Genomic DNA, 20,250 nt, shown 5'->3' on the forward strand with positions numbered 1-20,250 from the left:
ACCTTTAATCCGTAGAGTGGGTTTAACCCCGGTGGGGAAGATGATTCTAACGCAGCGTGCAAAAATCACATAACCCGCACTGCCCGATAAAGTTGCAAATAATAGGCATCATAAATACATGGTTGTTAATGAAGAGTTAAATTAAGACAATGAAACATCATTTATTCCTATGATGTGAGCGATTCGTTCGATGTTACGCGTTTTACAGCGCCCGCTATTTTCTCGTGCGCGTATTTTTCTCGGCCGTTTAAAACCTCATGCCTTACCCGTTGCTAAAAAGCATATTGTGCTGGGATCGATCGGTGCGGGAACCGGACTGGCTGTGACCAGTATGTTCAGCCACTGGCTGTTGGGCGAGGTGAATCTGTGGTTTATTGCACCGATGGGGGCCTCGGCGGTATTGCTATTTGGCGTACCCAGCAGCCCGCTTGCTCAGCCCTGGTCTATCGTTGGCGGCAACGTGCTTTCGGCGCTGATCGGCGTCACCGTCGGACTACTGGTGCCGGATACGGCAATCGCCTGCGGCCTGGCGGCGGCGCTGGCGATCGCCGGGATGTACTTTTTGCGTTGTCTGCATCCGCCTGGCGGCGCGGTGGCGCTCACGGCCATACTTGGCGGCGCCGGCGTACACAGTGAAGGCTATCAGTTTGTGCTGACCCCGGTATTACTGAACTCCATGATGCTGGCGCTGCTGGCGATCGTCTTCAACAATCTGGTCGGTCGCCGCTACCCGCATCCGCTGGCTGCGGAAGAAGTGAAGCCGAATGCGGTACCGATGGGGATTACAGTCACTCGTGCAGATATTCATGCCGCGCTGCTGGAGGGGCAATTCCTCGATATCGATGAGGACGATGTTCAGGAGCTACTGGAGAATATCGAACAGCAGGCTCGGTTGCGTCTTGCCGCCGATCAAAAAGCGCGCTAGTGACGCTGTTAACCCACTCGTTGCAGCGTCTTAGCGAGCGCCAGCCTGAATCGCTCGATGAGGTCGGTTTCACCCGGCAATAATTCGGCAAGCGTAATCGTTTTGTCCGCGCCATAGACCTTGCCGCTACCGAGCTGCGCCTCAATACTGTTGGCCGCCTGATGCGCTGCCTGCAGGTCGGTATCCAGTAATATCACCGCATGGGCCAGAACGATGTGCCCCTGGCTTTCGGCTACGGGCCGCCAGTACTGAGCGGTACCGGCAATCTTGCGCGCGTTCTCTCCCTCGCCGCAGGCAAGGTTATAGCGCCCGTCGCAGAAGGAACCGTTGACGGCCTGAAATTGGCTTTCGACGCCAAAGGTCGCCAGCGTGCGTTGCAATATTCCACACAACAACAGATAAATAGGCTCGGCGGCTTCGCCTAACGGCTGGGTTACCGGCCAGGCAAGACTCAGGTTGAGGATCCCCGGCCCCTGCGGCACCAGCCCGCCGCCGGAGCGACGGATCCATACCGGCCAGCCGCGGGCGGCAAAGGCTTCGCTGACCGCGGGCAGATTGGCGAATTTCCGGTAACTGCCGGGTACCACGAACCCCTGCGGCGCCTGCCAGAGCTGAGCGACGGCTTCACCGCGGCGTGCGCGCTCGAACAAAGGCTGTTCGGCGAGCGTTGGATCATTGCAGCGGACAATGGGCAATTCGTCGGCGTTGAACCCGTCAGGCCAGCAGTCCGTATTCTGTGGTGTTATCACGAAGCCCCCTTTTTATGCCGGATGGCGATTTTTCATCAACATCGCCGTGACGGCAGAGATCAGGCAGCCGACCGTCAGATAAATCGCCACGCTGTGCCACGAGCCGCCAGAGAAAGTGACCAGCGCGGCGGCGATAAAGGGCGTGAAACCGCCGCCGACCACGCTGGCCACCTGGTATCCGACGCCTGCGCCGCTATAGCGATAGCTGGCGCCAAACATTTCGGTAAACATCGGTTGCTGCACGCAGACCACCATATCATGGGCGATGTTGGCCAGCATCAGGGCAAAAAACAGGATCCAGAACAATGAGTGCTGCTCCAGCGCCATAAAGAAGGGGAAGCCGCTTAATGTCCCGATCAGCGCCCCGGTAATATAGATCCGACGGCGGCCAAACCTATCCGCCAGCCACGCAAAGCAGGGAATGGTAAAACAGCTAATACCGCCCACCAGCAACCCAATATTGAGGAACAGTTCACGCGGCAGGCCGAGGTTTTGCGTCGAGTAGTTGAGGGCGAATGCGGTCACGATATACATCGTTAACAGTTCACACAGGCGCAGGGCGATGATTAATAAGAAGGCACCCGGATGGCGTACCAACGCTTCCAGTACCGGCAGGCGTTTTTTCACCGCGGCGGGCGTTTTTTGCAACTGCTGTTCAAACTCCGCCGACTCGGCCATGCCGTTGCGGATCCACAGTGCCGCCAGTACCAGCACTACGCTAAACAGGAACGGCAGGCGCCAGCCCCAGCTCAGGAACTGCTCATCGGTGGTGAAACTGCTGACAAGCGATACCAGCCCAGTAGAGAGCAGCAGACCGACGCCGTAACCCACCTGCACGCCGCTGCTATAGAACGCTTTTTTGTTTTTCGGCGCGCTTTCAACCGACAGCAACGCCGCGCCGCCCCATTCGCCCCCGACGGCGAAGCCCTGCACCGCGCGCAAAATCACCAGCAAAACCGGCGCCCACCAGCCAATCTGGTTAAAGGAAGGCAGTAGGCCGATACAAGCGGTGGCGATCCCCATCATCCACACGGTCATCATTAGCATGCGCTTACGGCCTAAACGGTCGCCAAAATGGCCGAAGATAATGCCGCCGAGCGGGCGGAAGAGGAAGCCGACGCCGAAAGTCGCGAAGGCTGCCAGCGTGCCCATCGCCGGGCCAATTTGTGGGAAAAATTCGCGGTTGAACACCAGTGCGGCGGTGATGCCGTACAACAGAAAATCGTACCAGTCGACGACGGCGCCGGCAAAGCTGCCCCATGCCGCGCGACGAGCGCGATTAAGAGAACCAACCCCCTTGCCGGAGTCGGGTGAAATAAGTGTTGAGTCCATGTCTGTCCTGTTTGTTGCTAATTTGTTATTATTTGAATGAGACGTTTTCTTATCTTCGCGCCGTTAGGGAGATTACCGCGCACAAGCGCAACTGAAAAGTTTTTTACCTGCAGGAAAGACAATAAAGTAAAAAATGTCTAAATCGAACATTTAATTTCCACCGCTGGCGCGGGTTAACTGTTGACCATGACTGCTATTTTATTTTTGTCGCCCCACTGGGACAGCTTTTAAGAATTCACGTAAATGGTTTACAATTACTATCTCCAACGCTGGATATGGTGGGTGATATGCGTCTAATTTTTGCAGTTTTATTTTATGTTTTAGTTTTACCTAATGCTTTCGCAGAAAAACTGCCTGCGCCAACGGGCAAACCCGTTTTAACCATTTCAGGAAAGATTACCAATACAAACGAAGGCGATACCGCCGTATTTGATGTTGCCGCGTTAGAAAAATTGGGCAATGAGACAGTGATCACAACCACACCCTGGTATTCAGGAAAAGTGCGCTTTGACGGTATTTCACTTAGCAAACTTATGGACTTAGTGGGTGCGCAAGGTAAGACGGCGAAAGTGATGGCTCTGAATGATTATACAACCGAGGTGCCGGTGGAGGATTTTCATAAATTCCCGGTGATCCTCGCGCTGAAGATGAATGGCGAATATATGCGCATTCGTGACAAAGGGCCGCTTTTTATTGTTTATCCCTACGATAGTAGCGCGGAGTTACAGAACCAAATCTATTATTCCCGCTCGGCATGGCAGGTTTCAAAGATTATAATTGAGTAAGGCTCTGATCTTGAATCGAATACTCACTGCCATTATTTTGTCGCTTTTTATTGTCACCGGATACATTACCTATCTGGTGCATGAGCGGCAGAGTGAGCTGCAAAAATTAACACGTTACACCGACTCGTGGTCCGTATCCCAGATGGTCTCTGAATATATGCGTCTTGAGGCTCGTTTAAGCGCCCTGGCGCTGAACGTGAAGGGGACCGACCGCGATGAGGTACGCCTGCGCCTGGAAATAATGATGAGCCAGATCGAGCTGCTACAGCAGGGCGATCTGGGCCAGTTCATCAGAAAAAGCGAGCAGCGGCAGGCCACGGTTACCAGTCTGATTCAGATCCTCGATCAACTCGATCGGCAACTGGACACCATGACGCCTGAGCAGATGGTGACTCTGTTGCATACCATGAGTAAGTTGGATGGCCCGATGACCTCACTGGCCTCCATGACCCTGGCGCAGGACTTTGATGTCGTTAATCTTACGCACGATAAGATTCAGCATCTTTATTACATCTATTCGGTGATTTCAATCTTGCTGATTACGATGTGTATTTCTCTGGGTTTATTGATGCTTCGGCAAAATAATAACTTGCGTCGAGCGCATGTGCGCATGAAGTTGTTAGCTAACGATTTGCAGCTGTCGAAAGAGAAACTGCAGGTACAAAACCGCCGTTTGCAATATGACGCTTATCACGATTCGTTAACAGGCATGCCTAACCGCCTCTCTTTCTGGCAGAGGCTGCAGGAAGTGGTTAATCACGTAAAACCTTATAATGGTTGCGCTGTGGTTATGTTGTTCGACCTGGATAATTTTAAAGATGTTAACGATACCCTGGGACATGATGCGGGTGACAAACTGCTGCAGGAGCTCGCCAGCCGCCTGTCGTTCTTCCGTAAAACATCAGAAACGCTGTACCGGCTTGGCGGCGACGAATTTGCCCTGGTATCGCAGGATCTGAGCGAAGAAATGGCGCTGGAGCGGGCGGATGTGATCCGCGAGAAAATCAGCCAGCCCTACTATATCTACGATTCATTGATTAACATCGGCGCTTGCATCGGCATCGTTATCTCCGATGGTGAAAGTCGTACCGATTACTTATACAAATGTGCCGATCTGGCGCTGTATGAAGCGAAAAAGTCTGGCGCGGGCCACGTGGAGATTTTCCGTCCTGGCATGTTGCAACGTTTACAGGAAAACAAATCCTTTGAGGACGATCTGCTGCATGCGCTGGAAAATGACCAGTTCAAGGTTTACTACCAGCCAATCGCCGACACGGTGTCGCGTGAAATCTACGGCTACGAGGCGCTGGTACGCTGGTTCCATCCGCTACGCGGTATGGTACCGCCCGTTGAGTTTATTCCGGTGGCGGAGAAAACCGGCCTGATAAACCAACTTGGCGAGTGGGTGCTGAAAACTGCCTGTGAGGAGGCTGCCCGCTGGGAACAGCCGCTGAAGGTTTCGGTTAACGTCTCACCGATTCAACTTATTAATACTTCGCTTACCGAGACGGTGGCAGCGGTGCTAAAGAAGACCGGACTCGACCCGCGACGCCTTGATCTTGAGATTACGGAGTCTGATGTGTTTAACGAAAATACACGCTCGCTGGAGATCCTCAGCCAGTTGCGCGAGCAGGGGATTCAGATCTCTATTGACGATTTTGGTACCGGCTATTCGTCATTGTCGCGTCTGAGTTATTTCCCTTTCGATAAGATCAAAATTGATCGCTCGTTTGTGGTCAATATACCTATGCAAAAAGATGACCTTGATATTGTGCGCCTGATTATCAGTATGGGGAAAAGCTTGCATATGCGCATCGTCGCCGAAGGCGTTGAAACCGAGGAGCAGTTAACTTCGCTGCAACAATTAGGTTGCGATCTCGTCCAGGGATATTTGATCGGGAAGCCGGGGCTGTTAAATAACAACTGAAAAAAGATCATCTTCGGTCTTTAAACTGGCGCCTGTGAACTATCGCAGGCGCTTTTTTATATTTTAAATAAAGCTAATCCGGAATGGGTATAAATAGGGGTAGAAGTAATAGATTCGAAAAAATAATACCCTTAGCAATTAAAAGGGGTATATGATATGCAATATATCGTTCCATTCGCGGCGTTATTTCACGGCGCGGAAAGAGAGGCAAATCATGCAGCGAATCATTATACCTACCCATTATGTTCAGACCCGTTCCACCCCTATGTGGACCAAAGAGACCGCACCCGCGTCTATCTGGAAACGCCATCTTGATGCCGGCACGCGACAGGGCGTCTATCCGCGTCTGTCGGTGATGCAGGGTGCAATACGCTATTATGGTTATGCCGATGAAACGAGCCCAGACCCTGTTGAAACGATGACTATCGAAGCGGGGCAGTTTGGTGTCTTCCCTGCGGAAAAGTGGCACTGCATTGAGGCATTATCTGACGATACCGTATTTAATGTCGATTTTTACGTCGACCCTAAAATTCTGATTGAGGGATAAGCTATGTCTATGAACAGTGAAAATAAAGGTTATTCATTAGCGATAGTCAATGGCAACAATCACGAAAAATATGAGAAAGTTTATTTAAAGCCGATGGCGCTCTATGTTCCTGATATCGCGGCTCAGGCCGTAGCAGAATTACTCTCTGGGATTTCGAGCGATAATTTACAGGGTAAAGGGGTTAGTCTGACGGTAACGAATAATAATAATGGCGTGTCGGTGGATAAAGACTTTGACTCGCTTGACTCCTTACAGGACCCGCAGATCGCCGCTGACGCGGTGAAAGAGCTCATCAATATTGTGCGCGGCTATGAGTCTGACGAAGAGACTAACGTCTGCGGCTGGTAATACGCCGTCTGGCAGATATCGCCCGATATCTGCCTTTTCACAGGCTTCAACTAAGCGCGATCTGCCGCAGTAGCCAGTTCCGCAACGCGCTGATATCGCCGCGCTGGGCTATATCTGGTGTCGCCACCAGATAATAGTTCGCACCGGGTAAGGACATCTCAAATGGCGCTACCAGAACCCGGCGTTGCAGCAGATCGCGCGCCAGCAGTTCGCTGGCAATAACCACGCCTTGTCCCGCCACAGCCGCCTGGAGCGCATGCGTCTCGTCGCTGAAGGTTAACCCTGCGCCGGTATTCAGTTGTGATGGCCCGTAGTGGCGCAGCCAGTTCTCCCAGTCTGGCGAATCTGCCGGAACGTGACGATGTTCAACGTGGAACAGGGTAGCGTGACGCAAATCCTCCAGCCGTGTAATACCCAGCGCTGGGCTGGCGACGACGATAAAGCGGTCTTCATGTAGCAAGGTGCAGTGCAGTTCGCGCTCCGGCGTTTCACGATAGCGAATCGCGACGTCGACGCTGCGCAAGTTGAGATCCACACGCTCGACGCTGGTATGGAGCCGCAGGTCAATGGCGGGAAATTCCGCTTTAAATGCTGCCAGCCGCGGTACCAGCCAGTGGGTCAAAAAGTTGGAGGTGGTGGTGACGGTGAGCGACGGCGGCTGGTGTGAGCGAACAATTTGCGTAGTCGCTTCTTCCAGCGCGCTAAAGGCGCGTTGCGTGCCTGCGTAGAGGATTTCGCCGCTGTCGGTCAGGCTGACGCCCATGGCGTTGCGTTCACAGACCCGGCACTCCAGCACAGATTCCAGAAGTTTTATCTGATGACTCACCGCAGTAGCGCTCACTCCGAGCATATCGGCGGCGCGTTTAAAACTGCGGCAGCGGGCCACGGCATGAAAGGCGCGCAGCGCGCCCAGCGGAGGAAGGCGGGTTTTTCTCATGGCTGAATTTTTCTCATCTATGGCTGAAATCTATGCGTTTGCTGTACTCATTATACAGGCGGTAGCCTACTGATATGTGAAATAGACGCTGAGTTTAATTCATCAGCGTTTGCCATTATCAGGAGTGAATAATGAGTATCTATTCTAATCAGCACGCCGGTGGGGCAACAATTTGCGTAGTCCCGTTCACGCAAGCTATCGCGCTAAGTGGCGTATTCGCGGCGGGGGCGCTGCTATTGAGCGTTTCCTCCATGATTGGCGCTATCGGTACTCTGGCGTCTCTGCTGACGCTGGTGGGAGCTTTTGCCGTTGGCTATGCAATCGCGCGTTGGCAGCCGTGGTCAGCACGTTTTAGCGTTAGGGTATCGTGCTACGCCTTTGTGCTGTCCGCTATGGGCTGGTTAATGTTACTGGTGCTGTGGAATAGCGGACACGGTTGGCTATCTCAAATTCCGGGGATCGCCTTTGGTGGATTAGGTCCGGGCATCGTCTGGCAAAACAATGCTACAGCAAGATATTCGTCGGGCATGATGGCGAACATCCCGATGATAGCGGGTATCGTTATTATTATCCTGGCGACTCTGCTAACCAATCACTATGCGGATTCGGGAAAGGGAGGTTTTGTCTACGCACTGGCGGTCCTGGTGGATCTGGCCTTGCTGGGAGCGGTGCTGGTGAAAATTAGGCAGCAGGAAATGTCGTAAATCGGCCTGTTATTTACCATGGCAAATCCTACCTATCATCTACGCAAGCGTAACACCACGACGACTTTGGTTTTGGCGTGGTGCCCATACTCCTCTATTTGTCAGTGAATCCATTAAATATAAGTCGTGAACACTTAGTCATTTTGGTGACAGCAGAATTGAGAGAAAAATCGCTGTTTTATGTAACGTGACAACATGTGAAGTGGCTTACATTTTTGACTTTCATCACACTTTATAGTTACGTCATTCTTGGTCGACGCAGTTATTTACTATGGCATCCATTAAAGACGTAGCAATAAAAGCTGGAGTATCCACCGCTACGGTCTCACGCGTGCTGAATAATCATCCCAGCGTGGCTCCAGAAACTCGCAAAGCAGTTCGTGAGGCAATGGATTTCTTATGCTATGTGCCCAGCAAGAGTGCGTTTCAATTGAGTGGGAAATGTTCTGGGCTGATTGCTGTTGTTCTGCCAAACCTTGTCAACCCACATTTTTGTGAACTGCTGGCGACATTTGAAGAAGAGGCAAGATACATCGGTAAAACGGTTATCGTCAAAACTCATCAGAATCAACCGCAGCTAGATAAGCAAATTATATATACGCTTATTAGTATGGGTATTGACAGTTTGCTATGGGTACCAACAGAAGCCGAAAGCGAACTTGCAGAATGGCTCATCGCAACTAATATCCCCGTTGCCGTGGTTACGCTGGTATCGCGATTTTTCAATTCTGTTTCTATCGATCAAAGTAAAGGGGCGGAAGTTATAGCTGAGCATTTTATTCAGACCGGTCATACCACGTTTGGATTTGTAGCGCAGGAAGGCGCGGATAACCGAAAGGTTTTTTCATGGGCAAAACGAATTACCGGCCAGGGATTGTCTATAGATAAAGAAAATCAGTTTTGGATAGCGAAAGGTGAGGGTGAGAAAACGTCAGGGCATATTAGTATACTCGATGATATTATTGTCAGGCTAGCCGCGAGAATAAATCATTGCTCATCTCTCTGGGTTTATAACGATGTGGCTGCTAGTTATATTATTGATGGGTTAAAAGAAAAAGGAATATCTGTGCCTAAAGATATTGCCATCGCTAGTTTTGATAATACTTTACTGGCACAAACTAAAAAAATTACCAGTGTGGCGCAACCGATAAGTGAAATCGCCCATCTGGCATTTCAAATGATTAACAACGAAACGAAGCAAGGCAGTATTGAAATGCACGAAATTGTCTCTCGGTTAATTATTCGGGAGAGTAGCGTGAGTATTAATATTACTTTGTTTTAATCTATATACGCCATTATTAACTTATAAATATAAACTAACATTGGTTTACTAACCTCTGTTGAACACTTATGACTGTATACTCTAGAGGTTTTCTATGTCTGCAAACTCAATCGAAAGGCAAGGTGTTTACGGCAAACTGCATTTAAAAGAAAAAATTGGTTATGGAATGGGAGATGCTGGTTCTTGTATGATTTGGAGTGTACTGGCGTTATATCTAACATGGTTCTACACAGATGTTTATGGCTTAGCTCCCGGTGTTGTCGGTACCTTGTTTCTGGTCATTCGTATTTTTGATGCCTTTAGCGATCCGGTTATGGGGGCGATTTGCGATCGTACTCGTAGCCGATGGGGTAAATTCCGACCATGGTTATTATGGATGGCATTGCCATTTGGTTTGGGAGCAGTACTGATGTTCACAACGCCCGATTTAAGTATGAATGGAAAAATTGTTTATGCCTGGGTGACATATCTTGTGATGTCATTGATTTATACTGCTATCAATATTCCATATTGCTCAGTAGCTGGTGTGATCACGCTAAACCAGAAAGAGCGTTTAGGCTGTTTGTCATGGCGATTTTTCCTCAATGGATTGGCGACGCTAATTGTCTCTTCTTCAATTTTACCCTTAACAGACTGGTTAGGTAACGGTAACAGAGCGGCTGGTTTTCAGTTGACTATGGTAATCATGGGAGGCGCTGCGACACTAATGTTCTTCTTTTGTTTTGCCAGTATCAAAGAACGTGTTACTGCAATTAAAGTTAATGACTCTTTAATAAATGATCTAAAAGATATCATCAAAAACGATCAATGGTTATTGATGATATGTATTACTTTCCTTAATGTTTTTCCGGCATTTATTCGTGGTGCAGTGACTATTTATTATGCTACCTATGTTATGCAAGCCTCCGTCGGATTTACTACGTTTTTTTTGGCTCTTGGTGTTGCATGTAACATGCTAGGTAGTGTTATAGCGAAACCACTCACCGATCGTTTTGATAAAATTAAGCTGTTCCGTTCGATTAATATCGTTCTTGGCTTCCTTTCTTTAGCTCTATGGTTTGTCGATCCCAGGTCTTTGCTGCCACTACTTACACTCTTTATCATCATTAACATCCTGCATTTAATTCAATCAGGCCCAATATTATGGGCTATGATGTCCGACGTTGATGACTACGGTGACTGGAAATACGGTAAACGCCTTACCGGTATTTCATTTGCCGGTAATTTGTTTATGTTAAAAATGGGCCTGGCAGTTGCTGGTGCGATTGTTGCGTGGATATTATCATTAACGGGTTACATCGCTAATAAACCTCAACAAAACACAGAGACTATCGAAGGTATCATTATTATGTTTTCTTTACTGCCAATGATTACCTATTTTCTTAGTGCATTTGTAGTTAGATACTTTAAATTGAATAACCACTTTCTTGAGCAAATTAAAGTGGAACTCGCTAAGCGTGAACTTAATAACGGTTCTTCACCGCATCATGACATCGGGCGAGATACGACCACAGTGGTTAATCATTAGTGAAAATTCTTCTGAAAGAAATCAGGGGAGGTGTTACTTATTATAATGTTCAGAAGGTCACTAGAACCATAATATCTATCTATCCTAATAATGTAGAGGGAAATAACGCATGTCGAGTAATAATTATTATGATGTAACAGAGTGGAGTGAAGGTAACCCTTTTGAAGATATCGGTTTTGTGATTAATAGTATTATTGCTGATATTAAAAAACGGCAGACTGACACAGATGTTAATGATGGCGGGAAGCCGGGGGCCGTGATCTTTATTCCACCTGGAGACTATCATTTGCTCACTCAGGTAGTAATAGACGTCAGTTATTTGAAAATTAAAGGGGACGGACATGGGTTTACCTCTTCAAGTATCCGTTTTAATACCCCGGAAAATGAGTGGGCAAGTTGGCATGAATTGTGGCCAGGCGGTAGCCGTATACTTGTTGATATAACACCATCAGCTACGACTCCGGAAGCGGAAGGGGCGGCTTTTTATATTGAGCGTAGCGGTGACCCAAGAATAAGCTCAGTTGAGTTTGCTGATTTTTGCATTGATGGGTTACATTTTGTAGATGATGGTTCGGGAAATAACGACCCTGAAAACACCTACCTCAATGGTAAAACGGGTATTTATATTGCCAGTGCGCAGGACTCATTCCGTATTAGTGGAATGGGATTCGTATATCTTGAACACGGCATCACTATATATAATGCCGATGCATTGGCGATACATAATAACTTTATTGCCGAGTGCGGTAATTGTATAGAACTCCGCGGGTCGGGACAGGCTTCAAAAGTAACTGATAATTTGATAGGTGCCGGTTATAGAGGATATTCTATTTATGCAGAGAACTTTGGTGGCCTTCTGGTTACAGCAAACAACATTTTTCCCCGCGGTAAAAGCAGTATTCATTTTTCTGGTGTCGTCCGTTCTGCAGTTAGCAGCAACAGGTTTCATTCATTCTATCCAGGGATGCTGGTTTTTGAGAAAAGCTGTTCAGAAAACCTGGTGACGGCAAACCACTTTTTCCGTGAACATGAACCTTGGGAACCTATGCAGGCGTATAGTAATGGTTTAGATGACTTGTATGGGTTGCTATATATAGAGGGTGAGAATAATTCGATCATTGCTAACCATATTTCTGAATCGATTGATAAACAGTATATCGTTCCCGTTGGCGCTACACCTGTGATAATACGGTTGGCATCAGGAGATAGTAACTATATTTCTGACAATCATATTGTTGCTACCACCGATACATCATCGTTAAAAGGTCATGCAGAATCTTGTTTCTCTACACAAGTTAGAGCGCTGCTGGCATTAAAGGGGTTGGAAGTTCTCGACGTGACGACCGTACAGGTCGATGCAGCATCTCAACGTAATACCATACTTGATTCCGGAAGCGACGATCAGGTTGTGCTTGATAAAGCGGTCAATGCGTTTAGAGCAACGCCGGTACCCGGCTTGTCATAATAGAAAAGCAAAAAGCCTGCTCGAAAGCAGGCTTTTCTGAATTTGGCTCCTCTGACTGGACTCGAACCAGTGACATACGGATTAACAGTCCGCCGTTCTACCGACTGAACTACAGAGGAATTGTGTGAACGAGGCGCATGTTAACGAGTGAGTGACGGGTTGTCAAAGGAGATTGCGTCATTTGCGATTGTTCGCTGGTAAAATCATCAATGGCAGCGATTTTTTCAGCACTTAAGCGAAGATTTAAGCAGTAAAAAAGCGGGAAGACTCACAAGTGGATCCGGAAAACACTCTATTCCGCAGTTGCATTAAAGAGTCATTTAGACGATGAGAGTACAATCGTCATTCGGATACACCAGCCTACAATACAGGTGTAACTTGAGACGTGAATGGATTATTTTTCATCGGGTTCTGCATTTAGCCGCCATGGCTGCAAATGACCATTTTTAATTCTGGTTAAATAATCTTCAATTAAACTCTTAGTTTGCGGGGCGAGGGTGTAAAATTCATGTAACGTACAAGCTATATTAGATTGTAAATCTATAGTGCTGGAGATGTTCTCAGGAATAATGTACATTTGGCGGTTTGTCATAGTTCTAATGTATAATCTTCTGCCAACAATAGGGTTTTCAGCGAATAAATTAACGCCAATCTCAATGACGCCTTCTACAGGAAAATATAAAACGTACCACTGTTTTTTATTATGGTTGTTAATTAAAGATTCAACCATTTCGGCAGGGGATAGACGTTTCAAATTATCAACACAACGAAGAATGTATCGGTACATTACAAATTGTTTTAGTAGAGCCGTGAAGAATCCTAATAAAAATAAAAGGGTAACCGTTGATGCTATTACTACTAAAAACCATTCTCCTGTTGATAAAACCGAAAAAGAAGATGCGATAACTAAACTTATTATTAACGAAAAGATAAATGTTAAGCTTTGTAATTTATATTTTTCTTTTGCAAATTTAAATAAAAAGTAAGTCAGGAAAAACCCACACAGGCAATAAAAAAATAATAATGATCTATCCATGTATTTAATCCTGGTATATGTGTGTTAAAAATATTTTCTCAAAGTATCTAAATATTTCAGACTAACTTGATTCTATGCTACCACGAAGACAGTAAACCTTGCTATTCCTGTTGGCGCGTAAACGCTGGAAGGAATAGTCATTTCGACGGTGCTCAGCAGGTTTAGTCGTTATGTTTGATGTCTGTGGATGAAGCGAACGAACAGAAGAGAGTGGAAAGCAAAAAAGCAGACGTCGCTGAACGTCTGCTTTTCTTAAAATTGGCTCCTCTGACTGGACTCGAACCAGTGACATACGGATTAACAGTCCGCCGTTCTACCGACTGAACTACAGAGGAATCGTGTGGAGTGGTATCTTAGCGGCGAAAAAAAATTTGTCAAATATCAATTCAGTGGTGGGGCTTCGCTTGCTGCATCTCTCAACAAATTGTCGTAATTGCCAACAAATTATCAGGAAAAATACTTTGCAGGATTAGCAGTTCTCAATCATCATTTGAAATGTTGTTTCAACTCTTCTCACTAAGGTCTCCCTTGAACGTCACTTCAGCAGTACGCCAGGCCGTAGCGCGCACGTCCTGGTTTAAAAAACGCAAGAGCTATCGGGTGCTCTACTGGCGTGAAATCAGTCCCCTTGCCGTACCGATCCTGTTGGAAAATGCCTGCGTGTTATTGATGGGTGTGCTGAGTACTTTCCTTGTTAGCTGGCTCGGCAAAGAAGCGATGGCCGGGGTGGGCTTAGCCGATAGCTTTAATATGGTGATTATGTCGTTCTTTGCCGCGATTGACCTTGGCACCACCGTGGTGGTGGCCTTCAGCCTCGGCAAGCGCGATAGAAAGCGGGCGAGGGCGGCTGCGCGGCAGTCGCTGGCGATCATGACCTTGTTCTCGATTGTGCTGGCGGCGGTTATTCACGCTTTTGGTCAGCAGATTATCGATATCGTTGCCGGAGACGCCACGGTTCAGGTTAAAGCGCTGGCCCTAACCTATCTCGAACTGACCGTGCTGAGCTATCCGGCGGCGGCCATTGCTTTAATTGGTAGCGGCGCGCTTCGCGGCGCGGGAACCACCAAAATACCGCTGCTAATTAACGGTGGGATGAATATTCTCAATATTATTATCAGCAGTATCCTGATTTACGGCCTCTTTTCCTGGCCGGGGCTCGGCTTTGTCGGCGCTGGACTGGGGCTGACTATTGCCCGCTATATTGGTGCGTTGGCAACAATCTGGGTACTGATGACCGGTTTTAACCCGGCGCTGCGCATTTCGCTGAAGAGTTACTTTAAACCGTTTAACTTTGCCATTATCTGGGAAGTGATGGGTATTGGTATCCCGGCGAGCATCGAATCGGTACTGTTTAACGGCGGCAAGCTGCTGACGCAAATGTTTGTTGCCGGTATGGGGACCAACGTCATCGCCGGAAACTTTATTGCCTTCTCGGTGGCTTCGTTAATTAACTTGCCGGGTAACGCGCTGGGATCGGCCTCCACCATTATTACCGGTAAACGTCTGGGGAAAGGGCAAGTCGGCCAGGCGGAACGTCAGGCCTGGTTCGTGTTCTGGCTGTCGACCATTATCCTGACGCTTATCGCCTGGGGCACCGCACCTTTCGCCGGCCTGATCGCTTCGTTCTATACCAGCGAAGAAGATGTAAAAGTAGTGGTTAAAGAATTATTGTGGCTCAATGCCCTGTTTATGCCAATTTGGTCGCTTTCGTGGACCTTGCCCTGTGCCTTTAAAGGCGCACGCGACGTGCGTTACACCATGTGGGTGTCGATGCTGGGTATGTGGGGCTGCCGGGTGGTTGCTGGCTATACGCTGGGGATCATGCTGGGTATGGGCGTTATCGGCGTCTGGCTGGGTATGGTGCTTGACTGGGCGGTGCGCGGCCTGTTGTTCTATCGTCGGATGATCACCGGGCGTTGGTTGTGGAAGTACCCGCGATTAAAGGCTCGGCTGGAAGAAAAGTCATGAATATACTGAAAAAGCGTTACTTTTTAGACGAAGTGAGGAATAAATAGGCAAACGATCGCCATTATAAAAAACATCTTTGACATGGCTGAGCGTGCTCGCTAATATTCGCCCCGTTCACACGATTCCTCTGTAGTTCAGTCGGTAGAACGGCGGACTGTTAATCCGTATGTCACTGGTTCGAGTCCAGTCAGAGGAGCCAAATTTAAAAAGCCTGCTTTCGAGCAGGCTTTTTGCTTTTCTGCATCCATACAATTTTTCCCTGCGCACATAGCGCGCAGGGCTCTCCTGGGATTAACGGAACGGCGGTTCGTTGAAGGTACGCAGCTTGCGGGAGTGCATGTGGTCGCCCTCGGCGCGCAGCAGATCGATGGCGCGGATCCCTATCTGCAGATGCTCGGAAATCGCCCCTTCGTAAAAGCGGTTCGCTTGTCCGGGCAGTTTGATTTCACCGTGCAGCGGTTTATCGGAGACGCACAGCAGCGTGCCGTAAGGAACGCGGAAACGGTAGCCCTGTGCGGCAATAGTGGCGCTTTCCATATCAATCGCCACCGCCCGACTGAGATTAAAGCGCAGCGCCGAGGCGGAATAACGTAACTCCCAGTTGCGGTCATCGGTCGTCACCACCGTACCGGTACGCAGACGCTGTTTGACCTCTTCGCCCGGCATGCCGCTAACCTGTTTAGTGGCGTCATACAGCGCGCGCTGCACTTCGGCGATGCTCGGGATGGGAATATCCGGCGGCAGCACCGCATCCAGCACGTGGTCATCACGTAAATAGGCGTGCGCCAGCACGTAGTCGCCTATCGACTGGCTCTCACGCAGGCCGCCACAGTGGCCAATCATCAGCCAGACGTCAGGACGCAGCACCGCGAGGTGATCGCAAATATTTTTAGCATTCGCCGGGCCGACGCCGATGTTGATCAACGTAATGCCCTGACCGTCGTTAGTGATCAGGTGCCAGGCCGGCATCTGGTGCTTTTTCCACGCCAGATCGGAAATCGCCTCTTCCGGGGCCTCCGTGTCGGCGGTGATCCAAATCCCGCCTGCGCAGGAGAGGGCAATGTACGGGCTATCCGGATCGAGGATCTGGCTACAGCCCCAGCTGACGAACTCATCGACGTAACGAGTGTAGTTGGTAAACAATACATACGGCTGGAAGTGCTCAACCGGCGTGCCGGTATAATGCTTCAGACGTGCCAGCGAAAAATCGACGCGGCGGGCGTCAAAATGCGACAGCGGATAATACTCGGTAGCGTGGAACAGACCATCGGCGGTTTCATCGCCAATCTGCGACAGTTCGGTGGTTGGAAAATAACGTGTTAATCCAGCGCTCATTGAGCGATCCAGCGTCAGGGCTGAGCCATCAATCACGTAAGGAAAGGGAATTTCGTGCTGCGAATGGCCAACGCTAATATGCGCGCCGTAATCCTGATACAGCAGAGTTAATTGTTCCAGCAGGTAAGCGCGAAAGAGTTTTGGGTTAGTAATGGTGGTGGTGTAGCAGCCCGAATGGGTGAATCGCCCCCAGGCACGGGTTTTTAAGGCTTTGTGCTCGGCGCCATCCCATGAAACAGACAGTTGAGGATAGACGAATAAGCCTTCAGCACGGGCTATTTCATCAGGAAGGATATTGTGGTGAATGTACTCGCCAATGGCCTTACGCAACGCGTTAACCGCTCTTTCATACTGCGCTTCCAGCTGGGAAAGCGCCTGCTCCGGGGTCAGACTGACGGCCTTCTGGTTCATCATTCGCTCCTTGTTTCAGGTCTGCTGATACTGTCGATAGTATGCTACAGCGTGAAAATGGCGAAGGAAAATTACTGTCCCGGGTAAATATTCAAACGCGTTGATAATAAAAGCTTAGCCGCTCAGGGTCAGGCAGTCTGTGCCCAGCGTTCGGCGCTAAAATTACTTGCGCTTATCACTCTTAATGTCGCCGCGCTGTTATTGTTGATGTAATAAAGCGCATTAGGACCAGGCGTTAACTTATCACCTTCCTGCAGTTTGCATCGGCTTTCGATTTCAGCAATCACCACGATCTGACCGCTCTGTAGAACCACGCAAGTTCTTGCTGGAGATGAATTTTTCCGTACTTTTTTTACCCACCATTCCATTTTTTCACCCTGGCTTGATACACTCGGCATGATAATTGACGTGTTATCGCTTTAAAGACAACTGAAACTACCCATTGGTTTAATTTACGTTTAGCTCACGTTGTTAAATCTTAACTCTGCGATGCAGCGGGACAGGCAAATAACGCTTATGGCTTTGATGCGGCTTAACAAGTTTCTGAATCATTCTGAATTAAGAATAGTCTCGCTAGCGAAAAAAACGCTGGCAGCGGCGGTTATTGTGGTGGTGGTATTTTTCATCGGACGAATATATGAATCGGAACGTGGACCTGCATTGCAGCGCTGGCATACCTGGTCTGGCGATGAGATGACCGCTGATGAAATCGACCGCGCCAGTTTTGCCAGCTATCTCAAACGGGAAGATGAGATTTTCGCCGATTTGCGGCGTGAGGTCAGTGACCAACTGCCTGCCGCTGACAAAACGCCGATAAACCGCTTTTATCGCGACAGCCTGGTCTATCCACCACGCTTTACGCCTGACTGGAATCGCTCCTTTATACTATTGCCATCCGGCAAACCGCGTGGTGCGGTGGTGCTACTGCATGGTTTAACCGACTCCCCCTACAGCGTGCGCTATCTGGCGGAAGAGTATCAACGGCAGGGGTTTATTGCAGTGGCGCCGCGCTTACCCGGCCACGGTACCGCCCCGGGCGCATTAACCCACGTTGATTGGCAACAGTGGCTGGCGACAACGCGCCTGGCGGTTCGGGAAGCGACGCGACTTGCCGGTGGGGATGTGCCGCTGCATCTGGTGGGATATTCTAACGGCGGCGCGTTGGCGCTGAAGTATGCGCTCGATGAACTGACCGATAAATCGCTGGTCAGGCCGCAGCAGATAATACTGTTATCGCCGATGATTGGCGTAACCGCTTTTGCCCGTTTCGCAGGACTTGCCGGCCTGCCTTCGGTGTTTCCCGCCTTTGCGCGTGCGGCGTGGCTAAACGTCGTTCCGGAGTTTAACCCCTATAAGTACAATTCCTTTCCGGTTAAGGCGGCGCGCCAGTCGTGGTTGCTGACCCAGTCCTTGCAAAAACAGATTCTTGCGGCGGCGCAGAGCCAACGCTTAACCTCTCTCGCCCCGGTGTTAACCTTTCAATCGGTGATTGATTCTACAGTCAGCACCCGGGCGGTGGTTGATTCGTTGTACCGCTATTTGCCGGACAACGGCAGCGAACTGGTGATTTTCGATATTAATCAGGCGGCGAACCTGCGGGCGCTGTTTCGCCCGGCGACCTACTCAGCGGTGAATACCTTGTTACCTCCGGCGCCGCGTCCGTACTCTACGACTATCGTGACGAACGCGACTGAGCACACCCTTGATACCGTCGCGCGCCTGACGCTGGCGGGTCAAACCGCAGAGAGAACGCAGGCGCTGCATCTGGCCTGGCCGCAGGATATGTACTCGCTTTCGCATATTGCGGTGCCATTCCCCATCACCGATTCGCTGTATGGCCGCGAGCCGACGGAGAAAAACCTTAGCGGTATTAGCCTTGGCACCATTTCGCTACGCGGCGAGACCGCGACGCTGAGCGTCGGCCTTGATGCGTTAATGCGCGCTACTTCTAACCCGTTTTTCCCCTATCTGCTGCAGCGGATCAATCAGCGTCTGCCGTCGTTCTCAGAACCACAGGATGTGCAATACCGTGCGCAACGCAATACCGATGAGGGCGGCAGGGGCGACGAAGCGGAAAAGACGCACAAATCTTGAGCTGACGCCAAGGAAAATGCCGATGCCGGGTAGGTCGAAGGTCTGGATGAGGAGCCCTGCGGAGGCGTTAATCTGGCTGAGCGTCACTTTACCCTGCTGCGCCAGCTCGGAGATAACCCCAAAATAGGCGGTACCGCCCGCCACGCATTTCACCAGCGCGGGTAGGACGAAGTTTTCGGGGATATGTAGCCATAGCAGCAGCGGCATCAGTACGCGCTGCAGCATCTCGATGACGCCAGCCGCCTGCATCAGGCCGACGATGGTCAAAGATAAAATCAGCATCGGCACGGCGCCAAGCGCCAGGCGGATAGCGTCGGCGCCGGCGCTATTGATGACCGCAATCAGCCCGTGATTATTTTGTTCGCTTTCCGGGAGCACTTCTGCCCGGCTGCTCTCGACAATGGATAACTTACGCCCGGTGGCGTACCAGCAGACCGCTGCGGCGCAGAGTCCACCGACAATCGAAATGGTGATTGCGGCCAGCCAGTGCAGGCCGAACGGCGTTAAGGGGTAGAAAACGTTGCCCTGGCCCATGGCGAACACCATCGCCAGGGTGGCGGCTATTTGTCGGTCGGAAACACCACGTTTATCCATAATCGCCAGCGTGGCGAGCGGGGCGGCAAAACTCACAAAATTTATCTGAATCAGCGCGAAGGCGCTCATGCCGGTCAGTCCAAAGGGCTTAAGCAGCGGCGCCAGCCAGCGCACGATGATGTCGAGAATTCCGCGGACTTCGAGATATTTCATTATGATCAGCATGACGACCATAATGGGTAACAAGGTATAAAGCGCTACGTCGACGGAGGATTTTCCCGCTGACATAATGATGCCGATGACATCCATTTATCTATCACTGTATGCAGGTCAAATAGTTAGC

The 20,250-nt window shown here is 49.7% G+C and carries 19 protein-coding genes and 3 tRNA genes; 13 read left to right on the forward strand and 9 right to left on the reverse strand.

Annotation, left to right across the window (positions count from 1 at the left end; genetic code table 11):
- Nucleotides 1-190: 190 nt before the first annotated feature.
- Nucleotides 191-925: an HPP family protein gene (locus tag PGR23_RS02265; RefSeq protein WP_289578548.1), complete on the forward strand. Its 735-nt coding sequence runs from the start codon at nucleotides 191-193 to the stop codon at nucleotides 923-925.
- An 8-nt stretch (nucleotides 926-933) separates the two neighbouring features.
- On the opposite strand, the gene PGR23_RS02270 is transcribed toward PGR23_RS02265, so the two are convergent.
- Nucleotides 934-1,674 carry a lipoyl protein ligase domain-containing protein gene (locus PGR23_RS02270; RefSeq protein ID WP_396279551.1) on the reverse strand — a complete coding sequence of 247 codons (741 nt, stop codon included), beginning with the start codon at nucleotides 1,672-1,674 and terminating at the stop codon, nucleotides 934-936.
- Nucleotides 1,675-1,686: 12 nt separating this feature from the next.
- Nucleotides 1,687-3,006, reverse strand: a complete 1,320-nt coding sequence (shiA, locus tag PGR23_RS02275) for a shikimate transporter (RefSeq protein ID WP_289578550.1) — start codon at nucleotides 3,004-3,006, stop codon at nucleotides 1,687-1,689.
- A gap of 287 nt (nucleotides 3,007-3,293) precedes the next feature.
- On the opposite strand from shiA, the gene PGR23_RS02280 reads away from it, so the two are divergent.
- From PGR23_RS02280 to PGR23_RS02295, 4 genes are all read left to right on the forward strand, one after another.
- A complete protein-coding gene (locus tag PGR23_RS02280; RefSeq protein ID WP_045391638.1) occupies nucleotides 3,294-3,791 on the forward strand; it encodes a molybdopterin-dependent oxidoreductase in 498 nt (165 codons plus the stop codon).
- A 10-nt stretch (nucleotides 3,792-3,801) separates the two neighbouring features.
- Nucleotides 3,802-5,718: a putative bifunctional diguanylate cyclase/phosphodiesterase gene (locus PGR23_RS02285; RefSeq protein WP_045391635.1), complete on the forward strand. Its 1,917-nt coding sequence runs from the start codon at nucleotides 3,802-3,804 to the stop codon at nucleotides 5,716-5,718.
- A 214-nt stretch (nucleotides 5,719-5,932) separates the two neighbouring features.
- Nucleotides 5,933-6,265, forward strand: a complete 333-nt coding sequence (locus PGR23_RS02290) for a DUF1971 domain-containing protein (protein ID WP_045391632.1) — start codon at nucleotides 5,933-5,935, stop codon at nucleotides 6,263-6,265.
- A gap of 9 nt (nucleotides 6,266-6,274) precedes the next feature.
- Nucleotides 6,275-6,613, forward strand: coding sequence for a DUF1869 domain-containing protein (locus PGR23_RS02295; RefSeq protein WP_045391899.1), 339 nt, complete (start codon nucleotides 6,275-6,277; stop codon nucleotides 6,611-6,613).
- A 46-nt stretch (nucleotides 6,614-6,659) separates the two neighbouring features.
- On the opposite strand, the gene PGR23_RS02300 is transcribed toward PGR23_RS02295, so the two are convergent.
- Nucleotides 6,660-7,550: a LysR substrate-binding domain-containing protein gene (locus PGR23_RS02300; protein ID WP_047078079.1), complete on the reverse strand. Its 891-nt coding sequence runs from the start codon at nucleotides 7,548-7,550 to the stop codon at nucleotides 6,660-6,662.
- 131 nt (nucleotides 7,551-7,681) lie between these two features.
- Here PGR23_RS02300 and PGR23_RS02305 point away from each other — a divergent pair, with 131 nt between their 5' ends.
- The 4 genes from PGR23_RS02305 (at nucleotide 7,682) to PGR23_RS02320 (ending at nucleotide 12,529) form a co-directional block, all read left to right on the forward strand.
- A complete protein-coding gene (locus PGR23_RS02305; protein WP_396279552.1) occupies nucleotides 7,682-8,254 on the forward strand; it encodes a hypothetical protein in 573 nt (190 codons plus the stop codon).
- A gap of 271 nt (nucleotides 8,255-8,525) precedes the next feature.
- Complete coding sequence (locus PGR23_RS02310) at nucleotides 8,526-9,536, forward strand: LacI family DNA-binding transcriptional regulator (protein ID WP_045391623.1); 1,011 nt, start codon at nucleotides 8,526-8,528, stop codon at nucleotides 9,534-9,536.
- Between the two features lie 94 nt (nucleotides 9,537-9,630).
- Complete coding sequence (locus PGR23_RS02315; protein ID WP_047050692.1) at nucleotides 9,631-11,064, forward strand: glycoside-pentoside-hexuronide (GPH):cation symporter; 1,434 nt, start codon at nucleotides 9,631-9,633, stop codon at nucleotides 11,062-11,064.
- Nucleotides 11,065-11,173: 109 nt separating this feature from the next.
- On the forward strand, nucleotides 11,174-12,529 hold the full coding sequence (locus tag PGR23_RS02320; RefSeq protein ID WP_396279553.1) for a right-handed parallel beta-helix repeat-containing protein: 1,356 nt from the start codon (nucleotides 11,174-11,176) through the stop codon (nucleotides 12,527-12,529).
- 43 nt (nucleotides 12,530-12,572) lie between these two features.
- On the opposite strand, the gene PGR23_RS02325 is transcribed toward PGR23_RS02320, so the two are convergent.
- The 3 genes from PGR23_RS02325 to PGR23_RS02335 form a co-directional block, all read right to left on the reverse strand.
- Nucleotides 12,573-12,648 (reverse strand) — tRNA-Asn (locus PGR23_RS02325).
- 275 nt (nucleotides 12,649-12,923) lie between these two features.
- The gene (locus PGR23_RS02330; RefSeq protein ID WP_047045889.1) at nucleotides 12,924-13,565 is read right to left on the reverse strand and encodes a hypothetical protein; all 642 of its coding nucleotides are present in this window, start codon (nucleotides 13,563-13,565) and stop codon (nucleotides 12,924-12,926) included.
- 259 nt (nucleotides 13,566-13,824) lie between these two features.
- Nucleotides 13,825-13,900 (reverse strand) — tRNA-Asn (locus tag PGR23_RS02335).
- Nucleotides 13,901-13,905: 5 nt separating this feature from the next.
- Here PGR23_RS02335 and PGR23_RS02340 point away from each other — a divergent pair.
- The 3 genes from PGR23_RS02340 (at nucleotide 13,906) to PGR23_RS02350 (ending at nucleotide 15,732) form a co-directional block, all read left to right on the forward strand.
- On the forward strand, nucleotides 13,906-13,998 hold the full coding sequence (locus tag PGR23_RS02340) for a DUF5951 family protein (RefSeq protein ID WP_221694692.1): 93 nt from the start codon (nucleotides 13,906-13,908) through the stop codon (nucleotides 13,996-13,998).
- Nucleotides 13,999-14,093: 95 nt separating this feature from the next.
- Complete coding sequence (locus PGR23_RS02345; protein ID WP_045390189.1) at nucleotides 14,094-15,533, forward strand: EmmdR/YeeO family multidrug/toxin efflux MATE transporter; 1,440 nt, start codon at nucleotides 14,094-14,096, stop codon at nucleotides 15,531-15,533.
- A 123-nt stretch (nucleotides 15,534-15,656) separates the two neighbouring features.
- Nucleotides 15,657-15,732 (forward strand) — tRNA-Asn (locus tag PGR23_RS02350).
- A 92-nt stretch (nucleotides 15,733-15,824) separates the two neighbouring features.
- Here the strand turns inward: PGR23_RS02350 and PGR23_RS02355 are convergent.
- A complete protein-coding gene (locus PGR23_RS02355) occupies nucleotides 15,825-17,279 on the reverse strand; it encodes an AMP nucleosidase (protein WP_045390191.1) in 1,455 nt (484 codons plus the stop codon).
- 128 nt (nucleotides 17,280-17,407) lie between these two features.
- Nucleotides 17,408-17,647: a histidine kinase gene (locus PGR23_RS02360; RefSeq protein WP_045390193.1), complete on the reverse strand. Its 240-nt coding sequence runs from the start codon at nucleotides 17,645-17,647 to the stop codon at nucleotides 17,408-17,410.
- A gap of 148 nt (nucleotides 17,648-17,795) precedes the next feature.
- On the opposite strand from PGR23_RS02360, the gene PGR23_RS02365 reads away from it, so the two are divergent.
- Entirely contained in the window at nucleotides 17,796-19,373 is a 1,578-nt protein-coding gene (locus PGR23_RS02365; protein ID WP_396279554.1) for an alpha/beta hydrolase, read from the forward strand.
- Here PGR23_RS02365 and PGR23_RS02370 read toward each other — a convergent pair.
- A complete protein-coding gene (locus PGR23_RS02370; protein ID WP_348875967.1) occupies nucleotides 19,284-20,216 on the reverse strand; it encodes a nucleoside recognition domain-containing protein in 933 nt (310 codons plus the stop codon). The two genes, PGR23_RS02365 and PGR23_RS02370, sit on opposite strands and share 90 nt — an antisense overlap.
- Nucleotides 20,217-20,250 lie beyond the last annotated feature (34 nt).

The sequence above is a fragment of the Klebsiella sp. 141162 genome, from assembly GCF_050600755.1.
GTDB classification, from domain to species: Bacteria; Pseudomonadota; Gammaproteobacteria; order Enterobacterales; family Enterobacteriaceae; genus Klebsiella; species Klebsiella aerogenes.

What these genes read in the sequence shown, in the direction of transcription:
- PGR23_RS02280 (WP_045391638.1), top strand. Translation starts at nt 3,294, where the DNA reads ATGCGTCTAATTTTTGCAGTTTTATTTTATGTTTTAGTTTTACCTAAT.
- PGR23_RS02310 (WP_045391623.1), top strand. Translation starts at nt 8,526, where the DNA reads ATGGCATCCATTAAAGACGTAGCAATAAAAGCTGGAGTATCCACCGCT.
- shiA (WP_289578550.1), bottom strand. Translation starts at nt 3,006, where the DNA reads ATGGACTCAACACTTATTTCACCCGACTCCGGCAAGGGGGTTGGTTCT.
- PGR23_RS02330 (WP_047045889.1), bottom strand. Translation starts at nt 13,565, where the DNA reads ATGGATAGATCATTATTATTTTTTTATTGCCTGTGTGGGTTTTTCCTG.
- PGR23_RS02300 (WP_047078079.1), bottom strand. Translation starts at nt 7,550, where the DNA reads ATGAGAAAAACCCGCCTTCCTCCGCTGGGCGCGCTGCGCGCCTTTCAT.
- PGR23_RS02295 (WP_045391899.1), top strand. Translation starts at nt 6,275, where the DNA reads ATGAACAGTGAAAATAAAGGTTATTCATTAGCGATAGTCAATGGCAAC.
- PGR23_RS02355 (WP_045390191.1), bottom strand. Translation starts at nt 17,279, where the DNA reads ATGAACCAGAAGGCCGTCAGTCTGACCCCGGAGCAGGCGCTTTCCCAG.
- PGR23_RS02315 (WP_047050692.1), top strand. Translation starts at nt 9,631, where the DNA reads ATGTCTGCAAACTCAATCGAAAGGCAAGGTGTTTACGGCAAACTGCAT.
- PGR23_RS02360 (WP_045390193.1), bottom strand. Translation starts at nt 17,647, where the DNA reads ATGGAATGGTGGGTAAAAAAAGTACGGAAAAATTCATCTCCAGCAAGA.
- PGR23_RS02265 (WP_289578548.1), top strand. Translation starts at nt 191, where the DNA reads ATGTTACGCGTTTTACAGCGCCCGCTATTTTCTCGTGCGCGTATTTTT.
- PGR23_RS02320 (WP_396279553.1), top strand. Translation starts at nt 11,174, where the DNA reads ATGTCGAGTAATAATTATTATGATGTAACAGAGTGGAGTGAAGGTAAC.
- PGR23_RS02370 (WP_348875967.1), bottom strand. Translation starts at nt 20,216, where the DNA reads ATGGATGTCATCGGCATCATTATGTCAGCGGGAAAATCCTCCGTCGAC.
- PGR23_RS02305 (WP_396279552.1), top strand. Translation starts at nt 7,682, where the DNA reads ATGAGTATCTATTCTAATCAGCACGCCGGTGGGGCAACAATTTGCGTA.
- PGR23_RS02290 (WP_045391632.1), top strand. Translation starts at nt 5,933, where the DNA reads ATGCAGCGAATCATTATACCTACCCATTATGTTCAGACCCGTTCCACC.
- PGR23_RS02365 (WP_396279554.1), top strand. Translation starts at nt 17,796, where the DNA reads ATGGCTTTGATGCGGCTTAACAAGTTTCTGAATCATTCTGAATTAAGA.